Annotated in this window: 26 protein-coding genes; 23 read left to right on the top strand and 3 right to left on the bottom strand. The window is 42.5% G+C overall.

What is annotated here, in order from left to right; all coding sequences use genetic code 11:
* Positions 1–76: 76 nt before the first annotated feature.
* From ACFVU8_RS04895 to ACFVU8_RS04855, 9 genes are all read left to right on the top strand, one after another.
* A complete protein-coding gene (locus tag ACFVU8_RS04895) occupies positions 77–649 on the top strand; it encodes a TetR/AcrR family transcriptional regulator (protein WP_379463815.1) in 573 nt (190 codons plus the stop codon).
* Positions 650–679: 30 nt separating this feature from the next.
* Entirely contained in the window at positions 680–1,294 is a 615-nt protein-coding gene (locus ACFVU8_RS04890; RefSeq protein ID WP_387426048.1) for a cysteine hydrolase family protein, read from the top strand.
* 157 nt (positions 1,295–1,451) lie between these two features.
* Complete coding sequence (locus ACFVU8_RS04885; RefSeq protein ID WP_387426047.1) at positions 1,452–1,988, top strand: hypothetical protein; 537 nt, start codon at positions 1,452–1,454, stop codon at positions 1,986–1,988.
* A gap of 43 nt (positions 1,989–2,031) precedes the next feature.
* Positions 2,032–2,580 carry a hypothetical protein gene (locus ACFVU8_RS04880; RefSeq protein WP_387426046.1) on the top strand — a complete coding sequence of 183 codons (549 nt, stop codon included), beginning with the start codon at positions 2,032–2,034 and terminating at the stop codon, positions 2,578–2,580.
* A gap of 156 nt (positions 2,581–2,736) precedes the next feature.
* A complete protein-coding gene (locus ACFVU8_RS04875) occupies positions 2,737–3,978 on the top strand; it encodes a sensor histidine kinase (protein ID WP_387426045.1) in 1,242 nt (413 codons plus the stop codon).
* A gap of 13 nt (positions 3,979–3,991) precedes the next feature.
* Positions 3,992–4,621, top strand: a complete 630-nt coding sequence (locus tag ACFVU8_RS04870; RefSeq protein WP_387427204.1) for a response regulator — start codon at positions 3,992–3,994, stop codon at positions 4,619–4,621.
* Positions 4,622–4,885: 264 nt separating this feature from the next.
* The gene (gene msrA / locus ACFVU8_RS04865; protein WP_387427202.1) at positions 4,886–5,926 is read left to right on the top strand and encodes a peptide-methionine (S)-S-oxide reductase MsrA; all 1,041 of its coding nucleotides are present in this window, start codon (positions 4,886–4,888) and stop codon (positions 5,924–5,926) included.
* 61 nt (positions 5,927–5,987) lie between these two features.
* Entirely contained in the window at positions 5,988–6,449 is a 462-nt protein-coding gene (locus ACFVU8_RS04860; protein ID WP_387426044.1) for a DinB family protein, read from the top strand.
* Between the two features lie 99 nt (positions 6,450–6,548).
* Positions 6,549–8,318: a methyl-accepting chemotaxis protein gene (locus ACFVU8_RS04855; protein ID WP_387426043.1), complete on the top strand. Its 1,770-nt coding sequence runs from the start codon at positions 6,549–6,551 to the stop codon at positions 8,316–8,318.
* Between the two features lie 168 nt (positions 8,319–8,486).
* On the opposite strand, the gene ACFVU8_RS29960 is transcribed toward ACFVU8_RS04855, so the two are convergent.
* On the bottom strand, positions 8,487–8,666 hold the full coding sequence (locus ACFVU8_RS29960; RefSeq protein WP_483875049.1) for a transposase: 180 nt from the start codon (positions 8,664–8,666) through the stop codon (positions 8,487–8,489).
* A gap of 173 nt (positions 8,667–8,839) precedes the next feature.
* Between ACFVU8_RS29960 and ACFVU8_RS04850 the strand changes: the two genes are divergently transcribed.
* The 7 genes from ACFVU8_RS04850 to ACFVU8_RS04820 all read left to right on the top strand — a co-directional run bounded on the left by ACFVU8_RS04850 (position 8,840) and on the right by ACFVU8_RS04820 (position 15,548).
* Positions 8,840–9,160, top strand: coding sequence for a winged helix-turn-helix transcriptional regulator (locus ACFVU8_RS04850; RefSeq protein ID WP_387427200.1), 321 nt, complete (start codon positions 8,840–8,842; stop codon positions 9,158–9,160).
* A gap of 134 nt (positions 9,161–9,294) precedes the next feature.
* Entirely contained in the window at positions 9,295–9,870 is a 576-nt protein-coding gene (locus tag ACFVU8_RS04845) for a TetR/AcrR family transcriptional regulator (protein ID WP_387426042.1), read from the top strand.
* A gap of 107 nt (positions 9,871–9,977) precedes the next feature.
* Positions 9,978–10,751, top strand: coding sequence for an SDR family NAD(P)-dependent oxidoreductase (locus ACFVU8_RS04840; RefSeq protein ID WP_387426041.1), 774 nt, complete (start codon positions 9,978–9,980; stop codon positions 10,749–10,751).
* Positions 10,752–10,790: 39 nt separating this feature from the next.
* Positions 10,791–11,612, top strand: a complete 822-nt coding sequence (locus ACFVU8_RS04835) for an enoyl-CoA hydratase/isomerase family protein (RefSeq protein WP_387426040.1) — start codon at positions 10,791–10,793, stop codon at positions 11,610–11,612.
* Between the two features lie 225 nt (positions 11,613–11,837).
* Positions 11,838–13,613, top strand: a complete 1,776-nt coding sequence (locus ACFVU8_RS04830) for a methyl-accepting chemotaxis protein (RefSeq protein ID WP_387426039.1) — start codon at positions 11,838–11,840, stop codon at positions 13,611–13,613.
* A 414-nt stretch (positions 13,614–14,027) separates the two neighbouring features.
* On the top strand, positions 14,028–14,498 hold the full coding sequence (locus tag ACFVU8_RS04825) for a MarR family winged helix-turn-helix transcriptional regulator (RefSeq protein WP_387426038.1): 471 nt from the start codon (positions 14,028–14,030) through the stop codon (positions 14,496–14,498).
* A 12-nt stretch (positions 14,499–14,510) separates the two neighbouring features.
* Complete coding sequence (locus ACFVU8_RS04820; RefSeq protein ID WP_387426037.1) at positions 14,511–15,548, top strand: LLM class flavin-dependent oxidoreductase; 1,038 nt, start codon at positions 14,511–14,513, stop codon at positions 15,546–15,548.
* 253 nt (positions 15,549–15,801) lie between these two features.
* On the opposite strand, the gene ACFVU8_RS04815 is transcribed toward ACFVU8_RS04820, so the two are convergent.
* Complete coding sequence (locus tag ACFVU8_RS04815; protein WP_387426036.1) at positions 15,802–16,656, bottom strand: alpha/beta fold hydrolase; 855 nt, start codon at positions 16,654–16,656, stop codon at positions 15,802–15,804.
* A 419-nt stretch (positions 16,657–17,075) separates the two neighbouring features.
* Between ACFVU8_RS04815 and ACFVU8_RS04810 the strand changes: the two genes are divergently transcribed.
* From ACFVU8_RS04810 to ACFVU8_RS04800, 3 genes are read left to right on the top strand one after another with little or no spacing between them, the layout of a single operon-like run.
* A complete protein-coding gene (locus tag ACFVU8_RS04810; protein ID WP_387426035.1) occupies positions 17,076–18,587 on the top strand; it encodes a spore germination protein in 1,512 nt (503 codons plus the stop codon).
* A gap of 47 nt (positions 18,588–18,634) precedes the next feature.
* Positions 18,635–19,795, top strand: coding sequence for a Ger(x)C family spore germination protein (locus tag ACFVU8_RS04805; RefSeq protein WP_387426034.1), 1,161 nt, complete (start codon positions 18,635–18,637; stop codon positions 19,793–19,795).
* A complete protein-coding gene (locus ACFVU8_RS04800) occupies positions 19,792–20,022 on the top strand; it encodes a hypothetical protein (RefSeq protein WP_387426033.1) in 231 nt (76 codons plus the stop codon). Before ACFVU8_RS04805 ends, ACFVU8_RS04800 begins: the two co-directional genes overlap by 4 nt.
* Before the next feature lie 14 nt (positions 20,023–20,036).
* On the opposite strand, the gene ACFVU8_RS04795 is transcribed toward ACFVU8_RS04800, so the two are convergent.
* Positions 20,037–21,128 carry a GerAB/ArcD/ProY family transporter gene (locus ACFVU8_RS04795; protein WP_387426032.1) on the bottom strand — a complete coding sequence of 364 codons (1,092 nt, stop codon included), beginning with the start codon at positions 21,126–21,128 and terminating at the stop codon, positions 20,037–20,039.
* Between the two features lie 117 nt (positions 21,129–21,245).
* Here ACFVU8_RS04795 and ACFVU8_RS04790 point away from each other — a divergent pair, with 117 nt between their 5' ends.
* From ACFVU8_RS04790 to ACFVU8_RS04775, 4 genes are all read left to right on the top strand, one after another.
* Positions 21,246–21,812, top strand: a complete 567-nt coding sequence (locus tag ACFVU8_RS04790) for a TetR/AcrR family transcriptional regulator (protein ID WP_387426031.1) — start codon at positions 21,246–21,248, stop codon at positions 21,810–21,812.
* Between the two features lie 237 nt (positions 21,813–22,049).
* Complete coding sequence (locus ACFVU8_RS04785; RefSeq protein ID WP_387426030.1) at positions 22,050–22,373, top strand: NIPSNAP family protein; 324 nt, start codon at positions 22,050–22,052, stop codon at positions 22,371–22,373.
* A 45-nt stretch (positions 22,374–22,418) separates the two neighbouring features.
* Positions 22,419–22,961 carry an NAD(P)H-dependent oxidoreductase gene (locus ACFVU8_RS04780; RefSeq protein ID WP_387426029.1) on the top strand — a complete coding sequence of 181 codons (543 nt, stop codon included), beginning with the start codon at positions 22,419–22,421 and terminating at the stop codon, positions 22,959–22,961.
* Positions 22,958–23,590 (top strand): DsbA family oxidoreductase, encoded by a 633-nt coding sequence (locus ACFVU8_RS04775; RefSeq protein WP_387426028.1) that lies wholly within the window; start codon positions 22,958–22,960, stop codon positions 23,588–23,590. Before ACFVU8_RS04780 ends, ACFVU8_RS04775 begins: the two co-directional genes overlap by 4 nt.
* Positions 23,591–23,631: the final 41 nt, after the last annotated feature.

The following is a 23,631-nucleotide window of genomic DNA, read 5'->3' as shown; positions in this document are numbered from 1 at the left end:
TGAGAACGATCGGTCAATATTTATCTTGACCGATCGTTCTCAATATGATAAATTTGCTTTGAAAGGAGAGAGAAGGATGCCTAGGACAAAGGAATTTGATGAAGATGCCGTTTTGCTTAAAGCCATGGGGTTATTCTGGGAACAAGGATATGAGAAAACATCCATGCAGGAACTAGTATCACACATGGGAGTTCATAAAGGGAGCATGTATGATACTTTTGGCGATAAGAAAACACTCTATATCAAAGCATTAAAGCGATACAGCGAAAGGTTAGAGCAATCGTCTAAAATTCGAATAGATGGACTTTCTGCTAAGGAAGCCATTCGATTGTTGTTTGAAAGGGCCATTGATCCGGGAGAGGAGTTTCCTTCGGGCTGCTTTATCGTGAATACCGCGGTTGAGTTGGCAAAACATGATTCAGAGGCCAGAGATTGTGTTCATCAGTTTTGGGATTATACAGAACAGTTAATATGTAACCTTATAATAGAAGGTCAACAATCGGGGGAACTTTCCAAGACACTCAACGCGGAATTGCTTTCTCAATATTTTAACAATTCACTGATAGGTCTTCGCGTTATGGTTAAAACTACAACGGACAGGGATAAATTACGGCAAATCATTGAAATGAATATGTCGGTATTAAATTGATGCGATAACAATAAAAAGGAGTGCATATCCATGACACACGTGTACGATAAAACAACAACAGGACTTCTTCTGGTAGATCCTTATAATGATTTCTTGTCAGAGGAAGGCAAACTTTATCCACGGACGAAAGAAGTCTCGGAATCCGTAAACATGATTGAACATTTAAAGCAGACTGTTGAAGGTGCGCGTAAAGCGGGCATTCGTGTTTTTTACGTGCCTCATCACAGATCTGAGCCGAATGATTTTGATACTTGGCTACATCCGACGCCATATCAGCTTAAAGCAAAAGAAGGTCAGGTGTTTGCTAAAGATTCGTGGGGAGGGGAGTTCCATCCAGATTTCCAGCCTCAACAAGGCGATGTGATTATTAAAGAGCATTGGGGCAGCAGTGGATTCGCGAACACAGATCTGGATCATCAGCTAAAAATGCATGGCGTGCAAAAAATTATCGTTGTCGGTATGCTAGCCAATACTTGCATTGAAGCGACCGCGAGATTCGGTATGGAGCTAGGCTACAATGTTACGCTCGTCAGAGATGCGACATCAGCTTTTACAAAAGAAGCGCTGCATGCGGCACATGAAATTAACGGACCAACATTTGCCCATGCCATACTCACAACAGAAGAACTTCTTGCCAAACTATAAGAACAAATTTAAAACTTGCGATTCCTACTGACGTCATTGCAGCGATCATTTTTTCAACTGGTAGTCGTAAGAATGATCGCTTTGTTGCTCTTGAATAAACCCCTCCAAGCAGTCTGATAATAACGAAGGTTAAAAATTAAAGAAGGAGGTCTTTTGAATGGCCGTTATACGTCAAGACCTTACGCTTACCCAATCCGTCTGTAGCCATGTAATCGACGTTCCTGTTGGGAAAGTCGATATTGGGAAGTGGTTGTTCTCGCTTTCCGATGCTGAATATCAACGATGCTGCCCCCCTGACCATATTGCAGTAGGTGTTACTCAAACAGAAGATGGTCGTCCAATGTCTATCAATGTTGAGACAATCGGCACCAGTCTCGCTGTACAGCATTATGTCGGTGAGATCGTCAAAAAGGATTTTTGCCGGATGGTCTCTACATCCGACATCTTTCTTACAAACGGAAGAACCCAAATGCAAGTCATATGGGAGCTTAGCGCAAAGCCCATCAATGACAATCAGACAGAATATACGAATTCTGTGAGATCACATCCTACCGAGGATTTTTTGAAAACCATTGAAAGTCAGGGGTTATCATTCGAAGAGGTTGCGAAGGCTAGACAAAAAATCGTAGAGGATCATAATGAACGCGAAACGCCTCTTTTTGCAGAAAGCATCGCACGTGCTGCACACAAGTGATTGTATCTGATAGATCGCAAGTACAAATTAAGGGGGCTTGCTTATGTCCAAGATTCGTGAAGACCTAACGCTTGCACAATCAAGCTTTAGTCACATCATCGACGTTCCGGTGGAAGAAATCGATATCGGCCAATGGTTGTTTTCTCTTTCTGAAGCGGAATATCAACGTTGCTGTCCCCCCGACCATATTGCTGTAGGAACGACCACGACGGAAGACGGAAGACCAATGTCGATTAACGTGGAGAAAATCGGCACTAGTCTTTCGATTCAGCATTATGTCGGAGAGGTCGTCGAGAAACACAAATGCCGGATGGTCTCCACGACCGATATCTTTATTACGAACGAGCAACGAACCCAAATGCAAGTCATATGGGAGCTTAGCGTAAAAGCCGTTAACGCCAATCAAACCGAATTTACTAATTTCGTGGTAACTCATCCGTCGGAACATTTATTGAGTATATTCGAGAGTCAGGGACTCACGTTTGAGGAGGCGTCTGCGTCACGTCAAAAAATATCGGAAGATCACAACAGACGCGAGGCTTCTCTTTTCGCAGAAAGTATTGCACGTGCTGCACGTAGGGAAGGGCATTAGATATCTGATTTTCAGCGTGCATTTCGATAAAAAGAGCCTTCTCGATTGGTAACTCCCCCCAAAAAACCATCGTCAAATTCCACTGACGATGGTTTTTTGGGGGTTCATTAAAGTGTACAATGCTAATATAACTCTATGAAGGGAAGGGAAACACCAATGCTTCAAGATGAACAATTTATAAAACGGGGACCCCCTCCATGGAAGCTCTTTTTCGGATTCAAGCTCTTATTGGGTCTACTCGTCTCCGGTATTTTTTATTTTGAAACCTCAATTGAAGCCTTTTGGCGCTTCAGCTTTCTTGTATTTTCGGTTGCTGTGTTTCTACTCGTTAATTTATTCTATTCTAGGGCAGAGAAGCGGAAAAAATGGATGTTTCACCTGCTCATCCTGGATTTTCTGGTATCCGCTGCTTATGGCTATATTTTTATCGGTGGACATTTTCCAAATCAGCTATTTGTCGGGGTTACGGCATTGGCGATTCTCATGTTTTTCAACAATTTCCGCATGCTTATCATAACTTGCATTTTTTTGCTAATCCTCTATCTGGTGACAATGGGTAGTGTGGACTGGTATTTATACAAACAGTTTGACAGCATGAGCTACTTCATTACCTGCTCATTCATTATATTCGCAGGCATTGTCAGTACACTGATCCATTTCTATCAGAAAGCGCGTAAGGATACGTTGAAGTTATACGAGCAGTTGATGGAGTCTCATGAGCATCTTCAGGAGTATGCAACCAAGGCGGAAGAATGGGCTGTCTCCAGGGAGCGGGTACGGATTGCCCGCGAAATTCATGATACAGTCGGCCATACGCTGACGAGTCTGATTGTGCAAATGCAAGCCGCCCGCAAATTGAGCCAGGTAGATACCAATCGCAGCGAGAGTGTCTATCTTGAATGCGAGGATTTGGTACGTTCCGCTCTTCAGGACGTCCGCCTTGCAGTCCGGACGATCAGGGACGAACCGGTTCAACCGATGTTTTTGCATGAAAGCTTGGACAAACTGTCGGTTGAATTTACGAAATATGCGCAGGTTGCAACTCGCTTTGAGGTCGAGGGCAGCGCTGTGCTGCTGCCAGGCGAGCTACAGCTTACTGCATACCGCATCGTACAAGAATCGCTTACGAATGCCAAGAAGCACGCGGATGCAGAATATGCCCGCATCCGGATTGTCTACTCGGAGGAAGGTTTCTCGCTTTGCATCAGCAATGACGGTGACGTGCCAGACGAAGTGAAGCCGGGCTTCGGATTATTAAATCTACAAGAGAGAGTAAAGGAATGGAATGGCCAGGTATCCTTTGGGAAAGATGACCAAATGCAGTTTGTGGTCCAAGCGAACATTCCTTATCCAAATACAGAAAAAGGGGGACTGGTCCTTGAGAATACTGGTAGTTGACGATCAGCGGCTCATGCGGGAGGGTCTGGCGACCATCCTCAATTTGGAGCCAGGTATGGAAGTGGTTGGAACAGCCATTGACGGACGGGATGCGTATGCCAAAGTCACAGAACTTAGGCCTGATATCGTTTTAATGGACATCCGTATGCCTGGTATGGACGGCGTGGAAGGCTCCGAGCTGATTTTAAGGCACTTCCCGGAGACGAAAGTATTGATTTTGACCACATTCGATGATGCAGAATTGATTCTTCAGGTACTGGAGAAGGGTGTACATGGCTATTTGCTGAAGGACATGCCCTCTGAGGCTATCGTCAGCGCTATTCAAACGATATACAATGGAGGAACAGTCCTTCAGCCTGATATTACGGCCATGCTGCTCAAGGAATTGAATAAAATACAGGCTGTCCCGTCCATGCAGCCCCCTCTGCTGAATGCAAATGCCAACGAGCTGCTGGAAAGTCTGACTGACCGGGAGAAAGAAATTCTGGCTTTATTGGGCCAGGGCCTGAATAATAAGGAAATTGCCGGCCAGCTGCTTATTTCGGAAGGGACGGTCAAGAACCACGTATCCAGCTTGATGGCCAAACTCGGGCTGCGCGACCGAACTCAGGCGGCGGTATTTTCAGTGCGTCACTTCAAGTAACTTTAAGTAAACGAACAAACATGACTTTTGGCAGGGGGCATGAAAATCCTCATATCAGATCGCTAAAAAGACGGTTTAAAATGCATAAAATTCATGACAACCCGCACATTTGCTGCGGGTTTTTTCTTGATAAAATTCAAATTAAGAAAAAGGAGGTGGCTGAAATTGAAGTTCAAAAAAACGCGATATTTCATAGTGCCCGTTGCTTTTACTGTCGTCATGGCCTATTCCTTCTATAATGCACCTATCCAATCCTCAAACATGATGGAGGAACATAAGCCGGTGAATATCGCTCATGCCGATTCCGCAACAAAATATGAAACCGCAGTATTTGCAGGAGGCTGCTTCTGGCAGCTCGAGCCGTATTTTGAGGATCTCGAAGGCGTTTTGAGTGTGTCGGCTGGTTATACCGGAGGCCGTACTCAGAATCCCACCTATAACGAAGTATCTTCAGGAGGAACCGGACATCTCGAATCTGTGGAAATCCGTTATAACCCGAGCCAGATTTCGTATAAGAAGCTACTTCAGGTTTTCTGGCATAGCATTGACCCTACAAATGCAGACGGCCAGTTTGATAACCTTGGTTCACAGTATCACACGGCTGTGTTCTACAACAGCGCGGAGCAAAAAGCCGCCGCTGAAGCATCTAGAGATGCACTTGCGGCCTCCGGAAAATTTGACAAGCCAATTGTAACCGAGATTGCGGCTGCATCTAATTTCTACATGGCGGAGGAAGAGCATCAGGACTATTATAAGAAAAATCCGATCAGCTATAGGATTACCCAGTTTGTTTCGGGCCGGGACGCCTATCTGGACCGTACTTGGGGAGCAGAACATACAGTAGCGGTTGCTGATCAGGTCGGCAACGGGAAGGACTTCAACAAAGCGGAGAGGCTAAAAGCATTGACAAAGCTTCAATACGATGTGACCCAAAACGACGCAGATGAGCGACCGTTCGAGAATGAATATTGGGATAATAAGCAAGAAGGTATATACGTAGATATTGTTTCCGGTGAGCCGTTATTCAGCTCTAAAGATAAATTCGACGCTGGAACAGGCTGGCCCAGCTTCACACAGCCGCTAAACAAGGATCATGTTCTGCTGAAAGAAAAACGCGGCTTGTTCTCGGCGGGTACCCAAGTCAGAAGCCGGGATGCTGATTCCTTCCTGGGTGATCTGTTTGAAGATGGTCCTGAGCCAACAGGGCTTAGATACTGTATTAACTCGGCAGCACTGAAGTTCATTCCGAAGGATAAGCTTGAAGCCGAAGGCTACGGCGCTTATGCCGAACAATTCGAAGAGTAGTAATTAGGACAGATGTGGAATAACCATATCGCAGGTTAACCAATATGAGGAGGCACAAAACATGAGAGCAGATTTTATTTTCGACAGTTTGAAGAATCGTCATAATCAATTCGTAGAGCTGGTTGCCCAGTGTCCAGAGGACAAGCGTAATCTTATACCGAAAGGGTTCAAGAACAGCATTCATTGGCATCTTGGTCATGTGCTTACTGTTTCAGAGTTTCACGTGTTCGGTCTTTCGGAATTCGCACTGAATAAGAAGCTTCCTGCAAGCTACCAGGACTTTTTCGCTTATGGAACGAAACCCGCAGACTGGCAGGGGGAACCACCCGCATGGGATGTGCTGATTGATCAATTAAGAAAGCAGCCTGACGAGATCCGGGAATTACTGGTGGACAAGCTGGACGTACCGGTAATAGAAAACTTTTTGAAGGCCGAGACGTTTGGTGAGCTGATTATTTCCACGGTAATGCATGCGACCGATCATATCGGCTTTGTCTCCGCCATGCTGAAGGCATTGAAATAATCATCCGATTCTGAGCCATGACAGCAGTTCAAAGGGGACTTTGGACTGCTGTTTTTGATATCATCCAATTTCATCCGGGTACACGATGGGGGAATAATCATGAAAACAAAGATAAAACCAAATCCAGGAAAATGGCGGTTCACCATCCGGAATAAATTGCTGGTCGTCGCATTCGCAATCCTGATCATTCCGGCATTGCTCATAGGAAGCATGAGTATCTGGATTTCAGCCCGTGAAAGCGATTTGGAAACGGAGACCAATCTCCGAAACACGGTTCATATGGCTGCGGAGCTTATCGATTCGTTCGAGGATGCCACGGGGAAAGACACCTTAAGCAAGGAAGAGGCACAAGAGAAGATGAAGCAACTGCTTCTTGGGCCAAAGCAGCCGGATGGTACACGGACAATCAATACAAATATAGATATTGGCGAACACGGGTATTTTTTTGTTTTAAACGACCAGGGCGATCTGGTTGCCCACCCGACACAGGAAGGGGAGAGCTTTTGGGACAAGCAGACCATTGACGGCTTTTATCATATCCGGGATATGCTCCATAAGGGACAGCAGTCTGGGGGTGGAGTTACCCTATATAGGTGGCCGCTACCCGACTCGGGAGCTAACGCTATGAAAATTGCCTATTCGTTAAGGGAACCAAACTGGGGATGGACGATTGTAGCTGGCTCCTATACTAAGGATTATAATGCAGGACAGCAGCATATAGTCCAAGCCACTGTGTATTCGCTGCTGGGTTGTATTATAGTTGGTGGGATTATCGTGATCTTGCTTGCCAGGAATCTTACCAGGCCACTTGTCCAGTTGACGCAGCAGGCTAAACAGGTCGCCTCTGGCGACTTATCACATAGTGGGATTGTCATACATAGCCGGGATGAAATTGGCGACTTGTACACTTCATTCCAAACCATGCATAGCCGATTAAGGGAGCTGACACAGGGGCTGCTGTCCCATGCCGATGCCCTGTCATCGGCCTCCCGCGACTTGTCCATCACCTTCGGGGAAACGACATCGGCTACTGACCGAATTTCCGTATCTGCACAAGAAGTGGCCTTGAGCAATGAAACGCAAAAAAGAAGTCTGCAGGAGAGCGTCTATACCATGGAGGAGTTGTCAGCCAGCGCACAGCGCATCACGTCTACCTCATCGACCGCCTTTGAAGCTTCACAAGTTACTTTAAGTCACGCTGAACATGGAAATGGGCTGATTACACAGTCAGCGGAGCAAATGCTTGCCGTATCCACAACGGTGGGCGACCTCTCACTGATCATCAATCAGTTGAACGAGCGGTCACATCAGATTGGCGAAATCATTGGTGCGATGACGGCCATTTCGTCGCAAACCAATCTGCTCGCGCTGAATGCAGCGATCGAGGCTGCACGGGCCGGCGAGCAGGGTAAAGGATTTGCAGTTGTTGCGGATGAGATCAGAAAGCTAGCGGAGCGCTCCAGGACATCCGCAATAGAGGTCACTGAACTGATTCAGGCCATTCTTATGGACATTAATAAAGCCGCAACTGCTATGGATCAAGGCGAGCAAAAGGTGCAGGCTGGCGTTGATTCCATCCAACACTCGGGGGAGGCTTTCCAAAGAATTCTGTTAGCCACACGCAGTGCCGTGTATCACGTACAGGAAACCTCTGCTGCAGCCGAACAAATATCCGCAAGTGCCCAGGAGTTCAATGCTTCCCTGCAAGAGATCGATCACATGGCGGTTCGGTCCAACGATCTGGCACAGACGATTTCCACCTCCACGGCGGAACAGCTCACAGCTATGGAAGAAATCTCAGCTTCGGCAGACTCGATGAGCCAGATATCTGAAGAAATGCTTCTGCTCGTGAAGCAGTTCAAGTTCTAGGTCCGACAACTGTGAGGAGCCAAAAGACGATCTCCCGGCCGAACAAAGACAAGTCATGCTTATTACGAAACCACTGAATAACCAGCCTTTCGTGGTGAAAATAAGAATACGTATCAAAAAGACGACGGACAGGTTAAAGAAAGATTTGAGCAGTAAATATTTATAAATTCAGACCGGGTCCACCGCAGTGCAACCGTCATCCTGGCAATAGTTTTCATTCAGTTTCTCATAAACAGAGCTACTGTCCACTAGCTCATCCATTCGCCGCAGCAAATTATCTTTAGGAATGAATATATTGTAAAGTTCGATATACGGACTCAAGATAATGCTCTGCTGCTCAGGGAGCATGAAGACCACCAACCTTTAATTTGACACTTTTTATTGATTCCGAAAAAAAAGACACTCTCCTCAGAAAAATGAGGAGAGTGTTTCTTTGAGAGGTACTTCGAAGTTTATTAGTATATTTTTTATACTGTTAGTGAGATAGGAGTGTTGGTAACTTGAAGAAGTATAACAATGGTATGGATGTCGCACTGGAGATTGTCGGGGGGAAGTGGAAAAGCAGCATTTTATATCATTTGAACACCGGTAAGAAGCGTACCCATGAACTGAGAAAATTAATTCGCGACATTACCCCTAAGGTTCTAACACAGCAGCTTCGTGAGCTCGAAAAGGATGGTATTATCCATCGGATCGTACACTATGAGATTCCTCCCAAAGTGGAATATGAAATAAGCGAATATGGTTTAAGTCTAAAAACAGTACTGGAGAGCTTTTGCTCATGGGGTGAGAGCCACATGGAGAAACTTTATGGAGACCGTTCAGTTTTCTTGGAGAAGTAATGATCTTCGGTCGTCGCATCAAGAGATAGCCTTCATCTCTACACTCAAAATAGATTAAGAACGATCGTTCAATGTAATCGTTGACCGATCGTTCTTAATATGATACATTTGATTCGAAAGGAGGTAGCCATACGATGGCTAGAGCAAAGAAATTTGATGAAGACGCCGTGTTGCTAAAGGCCATGAAGTTATTTTGGGAGCAAGGTTACGAGAAGACATCCATCCAGGATCTCGTCACTCATACAGGAATTCATAAAGGAAGCATGTATGATACCTTCGGCGATAAAAAGTCACTATATATTAAAGCATTGAAACGCTACAGTGAAATGAATGATCAATCGATCAAACGTCTTAGAACTGAGCCGCATTCAACTAAGGAAGCCATTCGGTCCTTGTTCGATATGGCCGTCCGGCTGAGAGAAGAGCTTCCAGATGGCTGCTTTATCGTCAATACTGCAGTTGAGCTGGCCAAGCACGATGCCGAGTCTAAAGAGTGGGTTATAACGGAATGGGATCGTTTAGAACTTCTAATGTATGATCTTATTGTAGCTGGACAACAATCGGGCGAGCTCTCCAATACGCTAAACGCAGAGTGGTTATCACAATACTTTAATAACGCCTTAATCGGAATTCGTGTGATGGTGAAGTCGATAACGGACAGAGACAAATTGCAGCATATTATTGATATGAATATGTCGATTTTAGATTGAAGTTAAGATAAGAAACTCGTACGGGCAGTAAAGCTGCCTATTCTTATCTTAATTTTGGAACGATCGTTCAAACTAGTTGGATGAAATTAGATTAGGAGGAAAAATTTATGAGCAAACTAAATGGAAAAGTAGCTTTCATTACAGGCGGTAATAGTGGAATTGGTCTCGCAGCAGCAAAATTATTTGTCGCAGAAGGGGCGAAGGTCGTCATTACAGGCCGAAATCTGACGACGTTGAGTACAGTTTCTCAGGAATTAGGCGTTAATGTTCATGCAATTCAAGCAAACTCGGCCGATCCTGCAAGCATGGAAAACGCAGTATCTGAAGCTGTGGCCACCTTTGGGAAACTTGACATCTTATTCGCGAATGCCGGTATTACAGCCTCAACGCCAATAGGGAATACAGAGATTTCCGTTTTTGAGGAAGTATTGAAGGTTAATGTAACGGGAGTATTTGTTACAGTTCAGGCTGCACTAGCTCACCTGAAGGACGGGTCATCGATAATTTTAACTGGCTCAACTACTGCCACGAATGGCTATCCTGGAAGATCTGCTTATGCAGCGAGTAAAGGAGCCATAAGCAGCATGACAAAAGTGTTAGCTTCTGAGCTGTCCCCGCGTGGTATACGTGTTAACAATCTGGTCCCAGGAGCAACACGAACATCGATTTGGGGCAAATCACAGCCTGAAGAAGTTGCAAAGTTAGAAGCTTCTTTAGGAAAAGCAATTCCTCTACAGCGTATGGGCGACCCCGAAGAAGTAGCAAAGGTCGCGTTATTTTTGGCATCTGATGATTCTTCGTATATACAGGGGACAGACATTGTAGTTGATGGGGGAGCTGACGCATCACCGCTGGGAGCGCCAATATACAGCCAAAAATAAATAACAGAGGAACATTTTCACTTAAAAGGAGATAGTACTATGAGCACATACCAACAATTTTCTGTCAACCGCAAATCACCGGCTTATTGGCGAGTGACCTTTCAAAACCCGCCGATCAATCTGCTCGATCCGGATACAATCTTTGAATTATTATTGCTTCTGGATCAATTCGAGACAGACCCTGATCTGAAGGTCGTTGTGTTCGACAGTGCCGATCCTGACTATTTTATCGCCCACTTTGATATGACGCGTGCTGGAGAAGCGCAAAAAACACCTAAAGAAACGAGCCATCCAGCCTGGATTGACTTCATACACCGTCTTGCCACTAATTCAGTTGTCAGCATCGCTGAAGTAAGGGGACGGGCCCGGGGTGTCGGCAGCGAGTTTACGCTTGCTTGCGACATGCGGTTCGCCAGCCAAGAGAAGGCTATCTTCGGACAACCTGAAGTTGCTGTAGGTGTCATACCGGGAGGCGGAAGCATTGAATACTTATCCCGACTGGTAGGACGTGGACGGTCACTGGAGATCGTTCTTGGCTCTGATGACTTTAACGCAACAGAAGCGGAGCGCTACGGATGGATTAACAGAGCAATCCCGGATGCAGAATTGGATGGATTTGTAGACAACCTGGCCAAGAGAATATCGACATTTGATAAGCAGACGATCCGTGAAGCGAAGAAGCTTCTTAATCGTTCCTCCGTCCCTGAAATCTCTGAATTCATGGAATCTCGCACAGCCTTTATCTCTTCAGCATTGAGACCTGAAACGCAGACAATCTTAGCTAAAGCTATTCAGCTAGGCTTGGGTAAGCAGGGAGACTTTGAACTCCATTTAGGCCAAGGCGTAGGAAATTTAGAATAAAAACCGTTCACTCAAAGCGGGAGACTAGATGACCAAACACCTTCAAGAGTATACAGCTAAATAAGTCTCAAGACACAAGCTAGCGCCAATACTCATCCGCTTCTAAGCCATGACAGCAGTTCAAAGGGGACTTTGGACTGCTGTTTTTGATCATCCGAGTTCATTAGGATATATAGAATATTACATTTGGGACTGGAGCTCAAGGAGTTTTACGGGGGGATAATCATGAAAACAAAGACAAAGACAAAATCAAATCCAAGACAATGGCGGTTCACCATCCGGAATAAATTGCTGGTCGTCGCATTCGCAATCCTGATCATTCCGGCAGTGCTAGTAGGCAGCATGAGCATCTGGATTTCAGACCGTGAAAGCGATTTGGAAACGGAGACCAATCTCCGAAACACGGTTCATATGGCTGCGGAGCTTATCGATTCATTCGAGGATGCCACCAAGAAAGGCGTTTTAAACAAGAAAGAGGCGCAAGAAAAGATGAAGCAACTGCTTCTTGGGCCAAAACAGCCGGATGGTACACGGAGCATTAATGCAAATATAGATATTGGTAAACACGGGTATTTTTTTGTTCTAAACGACCAGGGTGATCTGGTTGCCCACCCGACTCAGGAAGGGGAGAGCTTTTGGAACAAGCAGACCATTGACGGCTTCTATCATATCCGGGATATGCTACATAAGGGGCAGCAGTCTGGGGGTGGAGTTACCTTATACAGGTGGCCGCTACCCGACTCGGGAGCAAACGCTATGAAAATTGCCTATTCGTTAAGGGAACCAGATTGGGGTTGGACGATTGTAGCTGGCTCCTATACTAAGGATTATAACGCAGGACAGCAACATATAGTCCAAGCCACTGTGTATTCGCTGCTGGGTTGTATTATAGTTGGCGGGATTATCGTTATCTTGCTTGCGAGGAATCTTACCAGGCCACTTGTACAGTTGACGCTGCAGGCTAAACTGGTGGCCGCGGGCGACTTGTCACAACGAACGATTATCATACATAGCCAGGATGAAATCGGTGACTTGTATACTTCCTTCCAGACCATGCATAGCCGATTAAGAGAGCTGACACAGGGGCTGCTGTCCCATGCTGATGCCTTGTCATCGGCCTCCCGCGACTTGTCCATCACCTTCGGGGAAACGACATCCGCGACAAACCGAATTTCCGTATCTGCACAAGAAGTCGCTTTGAGCAATGAAACGCAAAAAAGAAGTCTGCAGGAGAGCACCTATACCATGGAGGAGTTGTCAGCCAGCGCGCAGCGCATCACATCCACTTCATCGACCGCCTTTGAAGCTTCACAAGTGACTTTAAGTCACGCTGAACATGGAAATGGGCTGATTACACAGTCAGCGGAGCAAATGCTTGCCGTATCCACGACGGTGGGCGACCTCTCATTGATCATCAATCAGTTGAACAAGCGGTCACATCAGATTGGCGAAATCATTGATGCGATGACGGCCATTTCGTCACAAACCAATCTGCTTGCGCTGAATGCAGCGATTGAGGCTGCACGAGCCGGCGAAGAGGGCAAAGGATTTGCAGTAGTTGCAGATGAGATTAGAAAGCTAGCGGAGCGCTCCAGGACATCCGCAATAGAGGTCACTGAACTGATTCAGGCCATTCTTATGGACATTAATAAAGCCGCAACTGCTATGGATCAAGGCGAGCAAAAGGTGCAGGCTGGCGTTGATTCCATCCAACACTCGGGGGAGGCTTTCCAAAGAATTCTTCTCGCAACACGCAGTGCTGTGTATCACGTAAAGGAAACCTCTGCTGCAGCCGAACAAATATCCGCAAGTGCCCAGGAGTTCAATGCTTCCCTACAAGAGATCGATCACATGGCGGGTCGGTCCAACGATCTGGCACAGACGATTTCGACCTCCACGGCAGAACAGCTCACAGCTATGGAAGAAATCTCAGCATCGGCAGATTCGATGAACCAGATATCTGAAGAAATGCTTCTGCTCGTCAAGCAGTTCAAGCTATAGTTCCGGCAACTGTGAGGAGCCTAAAGATGATCTCCCGGCTGCACAAAGACAAGTCATGCTTATTACGAAGCCACTGAATCACTAGCCTTTCGTGGTGAAAACAAGAATGCGTATCAAAAAGACGACGGATTATTCTGCTGAACTCACAGGATAAACCATCGTCTTTTCTTGCTTTCCTCTTTGCGTGCGCTTTGGTATACGTCGCGTCTACAATGCTACCACGCATTTTATTTTCTCGTGACTAGCTTTAAGCACTCATCGATAATTTGGAGCAAAGACTCGGCTGCACAAAATACTAAACGATATAAATGCCTTTTTGTAAAACGATGGACTTGAGGTAATGAGGTTGACAATAATATATCCTAATATTAGAATATATAATAATAGGATATATTATAGAGGCGATAAGGAGGAATGAATTTGACTGAACGCGACGCAGAAGGAGAGCAACTTGATTTAAAGCTGATACGCGTATTAAGAAACATGGTAAAGGAATTGTACGCGAGCTTAGAACGTGACATTGACAGCTATGGTCTTAATATAGAAACCTTTCAAATTTTAGAACTTCTTTATAATAGAGGGCCGCAGCCTATTCAGAAAATAAGCGATACATTCTCAATTCCAAGCGGAAGTATCACCTATGTGGTGGACAAGCTTGAAAAGAAGGGGCTGGTGGAGCGGGTTCCCATCCTGGATGACCGGCGAAAAACGAATGTGACGTTAACTGCTGAAGGCCGCAGCAACTTTGATCATATCTTCCCCAAGCATGCCCAGTTGATCTCCGATAATTTGTCCTTCGCAACGGACGAGGAGAAATTCGAGCTAATACAAGTGTTGAAGAAAATCGGTTATGGTATCAAACATCGTGAAGGCAATACCAAATAGGAGGATTTAATAATGGAAATAGGAATAGATACATTTGTTGAGACAACTCCGGATGTGATAACAGGCGAAGCAATCAGTCATGCACAGCGTTTGCGTGAGGTTGTTGAAGAAATTGTTCTCGCTGACCAGGTCGGGCTCGATATATTTGGGGTTGGCGAGCATCATCGTAAAGAATTCGGAGATTCTGCTACAGCTGTCATTCTGGCGGCAGCTGCACCGATGACCAAAAGGATTCGTTTAACCAGTTCGGTTACTGTGCTCTCGGCGTCAGATCCGGTGCGTTTGTTCCAGCAATTTGCTACGCTAGATGGCATTTCGAACGGTCGTGCGGAGATTATTGCGGGCCGAGGCTCTATGGTCGATGCGTTTCCCTTGTTTGGGTATGATTTAAAAGATTATGATGCGCTATTTGAGGAGAAGCTTGAACTCTTATTAAAATTAAGAGATTCAGAAAAGGTTACGTGGAAAGGTGGTTTTCGGCCGGCCTTTACGGACTTAGGTGTGTATCCACGTCCCGTTCAGAAACAATTACCTGTATGGCTTGGTAGTGGAGGAAATCCGGATTCGGTTATACGTGCCGGGCAACTGGGACTCCCACTTGTACTCGCCATTATTGGCGGAAGTCCTTTGAACTTTGCTCCGCTCGTTCCGCTTTATAAGAAGGCAGCTGCAGATGCCGGGCATGATGTATCGAAATTAAAAATAGCTGTTCATTCACCAGGGTTTGTTGCAGAGAGTACCTCACTTGCGATCGAGAAGTACTTTCCGCCTACCCAAGCATCGTTTAACTATTTCGGCAAAGAGCGTGGCTGGGGACGATATACGCAAGCCCAATTCGATGCTTCACGTACCTTGGAAGGTGCTCTATATGTTGGGGATCCCGAAACGGTTGCCAACAAAATCATTTTTATGCAGAAGCAATTAGGCTTCACACGATTTATCCTGCACTTGCCGATTGGTACTATGCCACATGAAGATGTCATGAAAGCTATAGAGTTGTTGGGGAAAGAAGTAGCACCGCGAGTTCGGGATGAATTTGCAAAATTGTAAGCCAATAATGTGTGATAAAAGGAAATAAACTTTAAAAGGGTTGAAAAAAATTCACACGAAGAGGCTTACCTGAAATAAAATCAGAGCCTCTTTCATTGCTCAAGCGTATTTGCTTGGGCTTTTTGTTGTTTTAGAGACTATGGCCGATCTTGCTTTCTGAATGACATATAATATTTTCTCAGGATAGGAAACAAGGATTTGCCCATATGCTCAAGCAACCCGCGGTAATATCGAAGTCATTCTTTTCGATCCTTCAAATACCATTATTTCTTAAAAAGTTCAGCATCAGTTCTCCGATTTCTAACGCGTGTGTTTCCAATGCAAAGTGTCCTGTATCTAATAAATGAATCTCCGCTTCGGGTAAATCCTGTTTAAAAGCTTCAGCACCGGCCGGAATAAAGGATACGTCATTTTTCCCCCATACTGCCAATAAGGGCGGTTGATATTCTTGGAGATACTTTTGAAATTGCGGGTATAATCTTACATTGCTTTGGTAATCGAAAATTAAATCTGATTGTTTTTCATCATTTCCCGCACGAGACATATAAGCAATATCAAGCGTATAGCCATCAGGAGAAACTCTGTTATCTTCTGTTCCTTGAACATATTGATTCTTAATCGTATCAGGTGCAAATGCTGTCCGATAACTTTCTCTTTTTTCTGGAGTCGGATTATTCCAATACTCTTCTCTTGCTGCCCATTTTTCACCTAGACCTTCACGATATATGTTTCCATTCTGACTTATTATTGCGGTTACACGCTCTGGGCGGTGCATGGCGATACGAAAGCCAATCGGAGCTCCATAATCAAAGACGTATAACGCATATTTAGTCAGCATTAGTGTATCGATGAAAGATTCCATAACTTCTGTAATATGGTCAAATGTATACTGGAATTCTTCGCTGTCAGGTGATGATGTCTTCCCGAACCCTGGATAATCAGGAGCAATGACATAATAATCTTTCTCCAACACAGGGATTAGTTCTCTGAACATGTGACTGGCAGACGGAAAGCCATGCAGCAGTAAAATGACCGGTTTATCTGGACTACCTGCTTTACGATAAAAAACCTCTATTCCTTGGATCTTTACTGAATGATAAGTTGTCATATTTTTACCTCCTAATTACAATGAGTATTGCACACTGTCCAACATAATATTCACTATTCAATTGTTTAGGTTACCCAGAGTCAAGCTGAATTGAGAAGCAGACTCTATAAAAGTTCGTTCCTCTTGCAACTCCCTCCTAAAGAGCATTCTGGTGATCTTTTACCGAAACGCCCTCCAAAAATTGATAAATTTAGATAGCTGCCACTTAATATTACTCGCTCCAATAATCTGAATCTTGAAAACTTGTTTGTATACACTCTACCATTAAATAGTATGGAAGCTCTTTTTCAAAGTGTATATTTAATTTGACACCAGAAATATTATTATTAGATTACAATAGTAAAATATTGGATTGAATAATTTTTTTTTGTATTTGGCAAAATAGTTTCATTAAAATTTGAAAAGCTCGAGGTGTTTCTGTGAGAGGATTTAATCGTGAGCGTTTTAATAAAATGAACAGCACAGAACTGGAGGAAGATACAAATAGAGAGTTTACATCGGATATTCATCAGAATGAGAAGATTTTTAAGGAAACATTTCAGGACTGTTCAGACTTAGAATTTCGAAGAGTGGAAGATAATCACAACAACCATTTTTTGGTTATCTACATAGAGAATTTAATCAATAAAAAAATGCTTGAAGAGTACGTAATTAAACCACTGACAAGTTTAAGAAAAGAAAATATTTTAAAGGAAGAGGGAGAGCTTAAAAGTGAAATGCTCCCTATTAATACGTCAGGTAGTTCAACAAAAGTATCACAGATAATTCGGAATATATTAGAGGGGGACGTTGCTATTATAATACCTGGCCGGAAAAGTGTGATGAGTTTTTCAATTCCAGATTTACCGAAAAGAAGCCTTGAAGAATCTTCATCAGAGCCGGTAATACGCGGTCCAAAAGACGGATTCATCGAAAATATCTCTACTAACATTAGTCTGATACGTACAAGACTCAAAACTTCAAAATTAAAAGTAGAATTTATTACTGTAGGCAGATATTCACAGACTCGAATAGCTATTACATACTTAAAAGGTACTGCACAAGAAAAAATAGTCGATGAAGTTAGAAAAAGATTAAATTCCATTCAGTTGGACGATGTACTTGAATCAGCTTATATTGAAGAATTTATTGAAGATCAACCATATTCACCATTCCCCCAAGTCCATAGTACAGAACGTCCAGACGTAGTGGTTGCTGAGTTGCTAGAAGGAAAAGTAGCCATTATTGTTGATACCACGCCATTTGTTCTTGTTGTTCCGATGACTTTTTGGGCAGGGCTTCAGGCAAGTGAAGATTATTATGTGCGTTGGCCAGTCGCTACTTTTGTTCGATGGATTCGGTTCTTATTTGTCAATTTTGCGATTTTTGCTCCTTCACTATATGTGGCCATTACGACATTTCATCAGGAAATGATACCCACTAGTCTTGTATTGAGAATTGCAGCTTCAAGAGAATCAGTTCCTTTTCCAGCGATGGTTGAGGCTCTGTTTATTGAAATCATATTTGAAGCCTTGCGAGAAGCTGGAATTCGTCTGCCTAAACAGATCGGTCAAGCCATAAGCATTGTTGGAGGATTAGTGATTGGACAAGCAGCAGTCCAAGCAGGGTTAATATCTGCCCCAGTTGTGATTATAGTCTCCATTACTGGAATTTCAATATTTACAATTCCTCGATATAGTTTTGCAAATGGGATTCGTTTACTTCGTTTTCCGATGTTATTCTTAGCAGGAGCAATGGGACTATATGGAATTGTGCTAGGAGTGCTAGGCATCATTTTGCACCTAACCTCTCTTCGTTCATTCGGAGTTCTTTATTTTTCTCCAATCGCTCCACTTAAGTTTTCAGCGATGAAAGATGTTTTGATCAGAGCACCGGCTTGGGCGAAATTTCGGCATTCCATGAAGTCTAAATCAAGAGGGAATCTGAAATAGCGGTTTAGGAAGGATGGCTAGGACGATAAAAGGGGTAAAGATAAGAGATGAAAAGAGTAAAATGGATAACATTTCTTGTATTTCTCATCCTTTGCGGATGTTGGGACCGAACAGAAATAAATGACCTTGCTTTTGTTACAGGTACTTCCTTAGACTTGTCCGAAGACGGCAACCTAGTTTGTTCCCTTCAAATCGCTATCCCCATATCTACTGAAGCAGGAAATAATGTTGATAATAAAAAGAAGTTTTTTATCATCACCGCGGAAGGGAGAAGTGGGAATGAGATTCTTCAAAAACTTCAAAAAAAGATCTCGCGTACATTGTTTTTCTCGCATCGGAGCATTATTTTTATCAGTGAACGTTTAGCTGCGCATGGAATTAATGATGCGCTTGATATTTTTACTCATGATCCAAGGAATCGTCTAAAGACGTACATCATGATTGTAAAAGGAGAAGAAGGGCGTAAAATTTTGCAAATGGAGTATCCTTTAAATCAATTAACAATCGAAGCAGTGAAGGAAATAGGATTATCGGGAGAAGATTTGGCAATTACACTGCTTGATTTTTTTATTTTATCTTCAAGCGAAGGCGTTAATCCTGTTGCAGGAGGAATTGAAGAGGACACTCAATCAAAAAATGAAAAAAGTCAAAGCTTTAATCTGACAGGTGCAGGTGTTTTTAAAGACTTTAAATTATTAGGCTTTTTAAATCAAAAAGAAACATTAGGGCTAATGTGGCTTACCGACAAGTTGAAATCCAGTAGAATTACAGCGAGTTTACCTGAATACAATGGGGAAGTTGGAGTGAGGTTAATCCATACAACGCGTAAAATAATACTACAGGCTGTGGACGATACTGTAAAGTTTAAAGTTCATCTTGAAGGTCAAGGCAACTTATTTGAAAATAATACGGGGCTGAATATAAATGAACCGAAGGACTTGAAGCTCATAAAAACCGCGATAGAGGATACGATCAAGAAGCAAGTTCAAGATTTTTTATTTAAGATCCAAAAGAAATATAAAGTGGATAGCGTTGGTTTTGGACGCGAAATATATAAGAACAATCCTAAAGAATGGACTCTTTTGAAAGAACAATGGGATTTAAAATTTCCAGAAATAGATATATCGCTTGATGTTAGGTTGACAATAAATGGAGCAGGAATGGTGAATTCATCCTTAGAAGTGCGAGATAAGGAGACCGACAAGTGATTATTGCCCAAATAGGAACTGTTGTTATTCTAATGTTGAGCTGGTCGATTTATAAAGTTCATGGATTTTTAAACCAAAACCAACCTAAAGTGGCTGTTTTATATAGTTGCTTGATGGGGCTATGTATGTTTTTATGCGTTTTTCAAATTGCTCAAGTAAGTGTACCAAGTACCGCGAGTGTGGTAAGAATCATCTTCGATCCCGTTGGTAAATTCATTTTAAAGTAATGGAGCTCTCTCTGTTAATTTTTCCAGAGTCTTTTAATCGTATCAATAATCAGAAGCGTAAAAGGTAAAAATAATTGAGTCAATAATGAATAGCTTGGATAAATGTACTTCAGATAATAATTTAGATCAGTGGAGTAGTTAATAAAAACGGAAACTGATCCTAATACAGATAATATAGTTACAGGAAGTACAAAGTTCCTAAAATTTTGAACATTAAAAAGATGGCTTATACTTAGGCAGATAATAAAGAAGGTTAGGGAAATTTTAATAAAACTACCCATAACCCATATAGCCACTGCTATAGCCTCTATACGTTCAAAGCTCCCTCGTAAACCAATAAATTGAATAACACTTAACAATGGAAAAGTCAATTTATCGGTTAATGGGCCAAAGATCATAATTAAAGGTAAGACAGTAACTACAAAAAGAATTGAAACAATAATTAAACCGGAAAAGGAAGCTTTAAAGGCATTTCTTGAGTTCCTTAAATAAGGAAGAAGCCAACCTAATATAAAAAATTGACATAAATAAGCTGCTGGGAAAATGGCACCCTGAAAGACGGGCAACATTCCTTTACTCATAATAGGTCGGAGCAACTCTGGATCGGATTTAGTAAAGAGGAGCATCACAAGTGGAATCAATATAATAAACATGACTAATGCAAAGAACTCATTACTTCTGGCAATAGATTCGAGGCCCATATAAGCTGCTATACCACATAACAGTGCCAATGAAAAACTGACAAGAATTGAAGGAGTCTTTGGAAGCAGAATAGTATTAATGAATTGTATATGTTGATTAAGAATGATGAAGTCAAAGTTAATCCAGTAATATATGAGATATACTCCCAAGCACTTCCCAGGCCACTTACCTATAATATGTGAACTGTACTGTATAATCGTTTGACCAGGGTATCGATTCGATAAAGTTATCATTAACCAAATATTTAAAGCTCCAATTAAAAATGAAGGGAAAATAGTTATCCATGTATCTTGCTTTGTAATACTGGCGATCGAACTTGGAATAACTAAAATAATAGTAGGAGCAATAAAAGAAAAAAGTAATAGGCTTAATTGACTTGCCGATATTTTTTCAATTGGTTTCATGGGAAACCCCTTTCTAAAAATATACATAAATCATCCCCTTAATAGGCAATTAATATACAATTTTTATCTTCTTATCTCTTGGTTGACAAGATATCTATTAAAAGATAGAATTCAGACATGAATAAAAATAATACAGAAGAAGCTATTTTAGATACTGCTCAGTCAATTGTCCAAGAATTCGGGTTCAACGGTTTCAGTTATGCACACATTGCTAAAATAGTCGGGATACGCACTCCGACTATTCATTATTATTTCCCTAATAAGGAGGATCTAGGAGAAGCGCTGATCGAAAGGTATCACAGGAATTTTATTTCTTCACTTGCGCAAGTTGATACCGAAACACAGAATAATCTAGAAAAACTACGCAAATTCATACTTCTGTATGGCGGACCAGTCAAAGATTATTGTACTTGCATGGGTGTTATGCTTTCTACTGACCTAGCTTCTTTATCGATTAAGACACAAGAAGGAATAGCACAGTTGTTTACAACCAATCTGGAGTGGTTAGAACGAGTGTTGGAACAGGGGCGAAGGGAAGGCCAATTAAATTTTAAGGGGTCTGCAGATGTACTTGCACATCAATTCCTTGCTTCACTTCAAGGCGCCCAATTAATAGCAAGAAGTTACCGGGATCATAATAAATTCAATCTGATTACCGAAGGACTAATCTCCGCTTTGCTTTAGTTAAAAGCGGATTTTTTTGTGCTCATAATCTATCTATTAGTAAATAAAAAAACGTTCACAACACATTAAATTTGAAGTTGACAATTAATCTATTAAAAGATAGAATACAATCAAGCAATAAGATTATTATTCATATTTTGAATATTTAATGCGCAAATAATTTTTTTGAGTTAAATCTATCTTTTAATAGATAAAAATTAACTCGTGATAATTTCCTAATAAAGGGAGGTGGAAAAGGTGCTATATGAGCTACGGATTTATCATATTAATCCAGGTAAGATGAAGGCTATTCAAGATCGATTTAAAGATCATGTTATTCAACTATTTATGAAACATAATATGAAGATCACGCATTTCTGGGAAGATTCTGATGAAGGGAACAACCGCCTGTATTACATTGTTGAACATGAAAATATAGAAATGCGCAATCATAACTACGATAGTTTCCGTAATGATCCTGAATGGATTGAAGTAAAGAGAATCTCTGAGCTTGATGGAGCGTTAATCAATAAGCAAGAAAGTATTTTCATGAAAAATGTCTCTTTTTTTAACAACAAATAATCAAGTGTACTTTTTAAAAATAACTTATGAAACGGAGCTAATAAAATGAAAACCTTAGTAATTGTTGCTCACCCTAACATCGAAGCGTCCAACTGGAATAAAGCATGGGTGAAAGAATTACAAAAATATGATGATATTACAATTCACGAATTATACAAAGCGTATCCCGATGAAAACATTGATGTTTCTAGAGAGCAGCAATTGATTGAAGCGCATGATCGAATTATTTTCCAGTTTCCGCTTTATTGGTACAGCACGCCGCCACTGTTGAAAAAGTGGTTTGACACCGTACTGCTATATGGCTGGGCATATGGTCCGGAAGGCACTAAAACAGCAGGTAAAGAAATCGGTGTAGCTACTTCAACCTACGGAACTACAGAATCGTATCAAGCCACTGGATCCAATCGATATACACTGCAAGAAATCTTGCGGCCGATCGAAGCCCTTGCAGAGTTTATCAGTGCCTCTTACCTTCCTCACTTTTCACTGAATGACACTTCCGATGTTACGGAAGAACGATTGGTACAAAGTAGTGTTGATTACGCTCAGCATATTAAAACGGTAAAGCCAGTTGGGACTGTAAAATGAACAATTTAACCATAGATGTTTTTATGGACACGATTTGTCCATGGTGTCGCATGGGAACGGCCAGTCTGCGTACTGCTTTAAACCAATTCTCTGATGACACAGAAGTAACTCTCCGTTGGCATGCTTTTCAACTTAACCCCGGCATTCGTTCTGAGGGAGAAGATTATCGGGAAGTTATGACTGGGCGATTAGGAGGTGCTGCACAATTTGAAGCGAGAATGCGGCAGTACAACGAATACGGAGCTCATTTCGGTCTCGAATATAATATGGATAGTGTGAAATTCACTCCCAATACTACGTTGTCACATCAGTTAATTGCTATTACTCCTGAGGAGTTACAAGAGCAATTGATTGAGAGCATTTATACGGCTTATTTTGAAAATGGTATTAATGTTGGTGATGTCAATGAACTTGCAAAACTAGGAAAAGCAGTTGGAGTAACGGACACTGTTGCTGAACTTAAATCCCGTCTTTTGAATGGCGAGGGGCTTGAAGAAGTGAAGCTTGGGCAACGTGACGCACAAAAGATAGGGATCAGAGGTGTTCCTTACTATGTCATCAATGATGAGATCCACCTATCTGGATTAAAATCTCCTGATGAATTTATACAAGTATTTAAAAACATTTAAACATCAATGGTTCATACATTTATTGGAAGTAACAAATAAGT

The sequence above is a fragment of the Paenibacillus sp. NPDC058177 genome (assembly GCF_042883835.1).
Classification (GTDB): Bacteria; Bacillota; Bacilli; order Paenibacillales; family Paenibacillaceae; genus Paenibacillus_AQ; species Paenibacillus_AQ agri.
The sequence above is the reverse complement of the archived record's forward strand: the minus strand, read 5'-3'. Positions and strand labels throughout refer to the sequence as shown.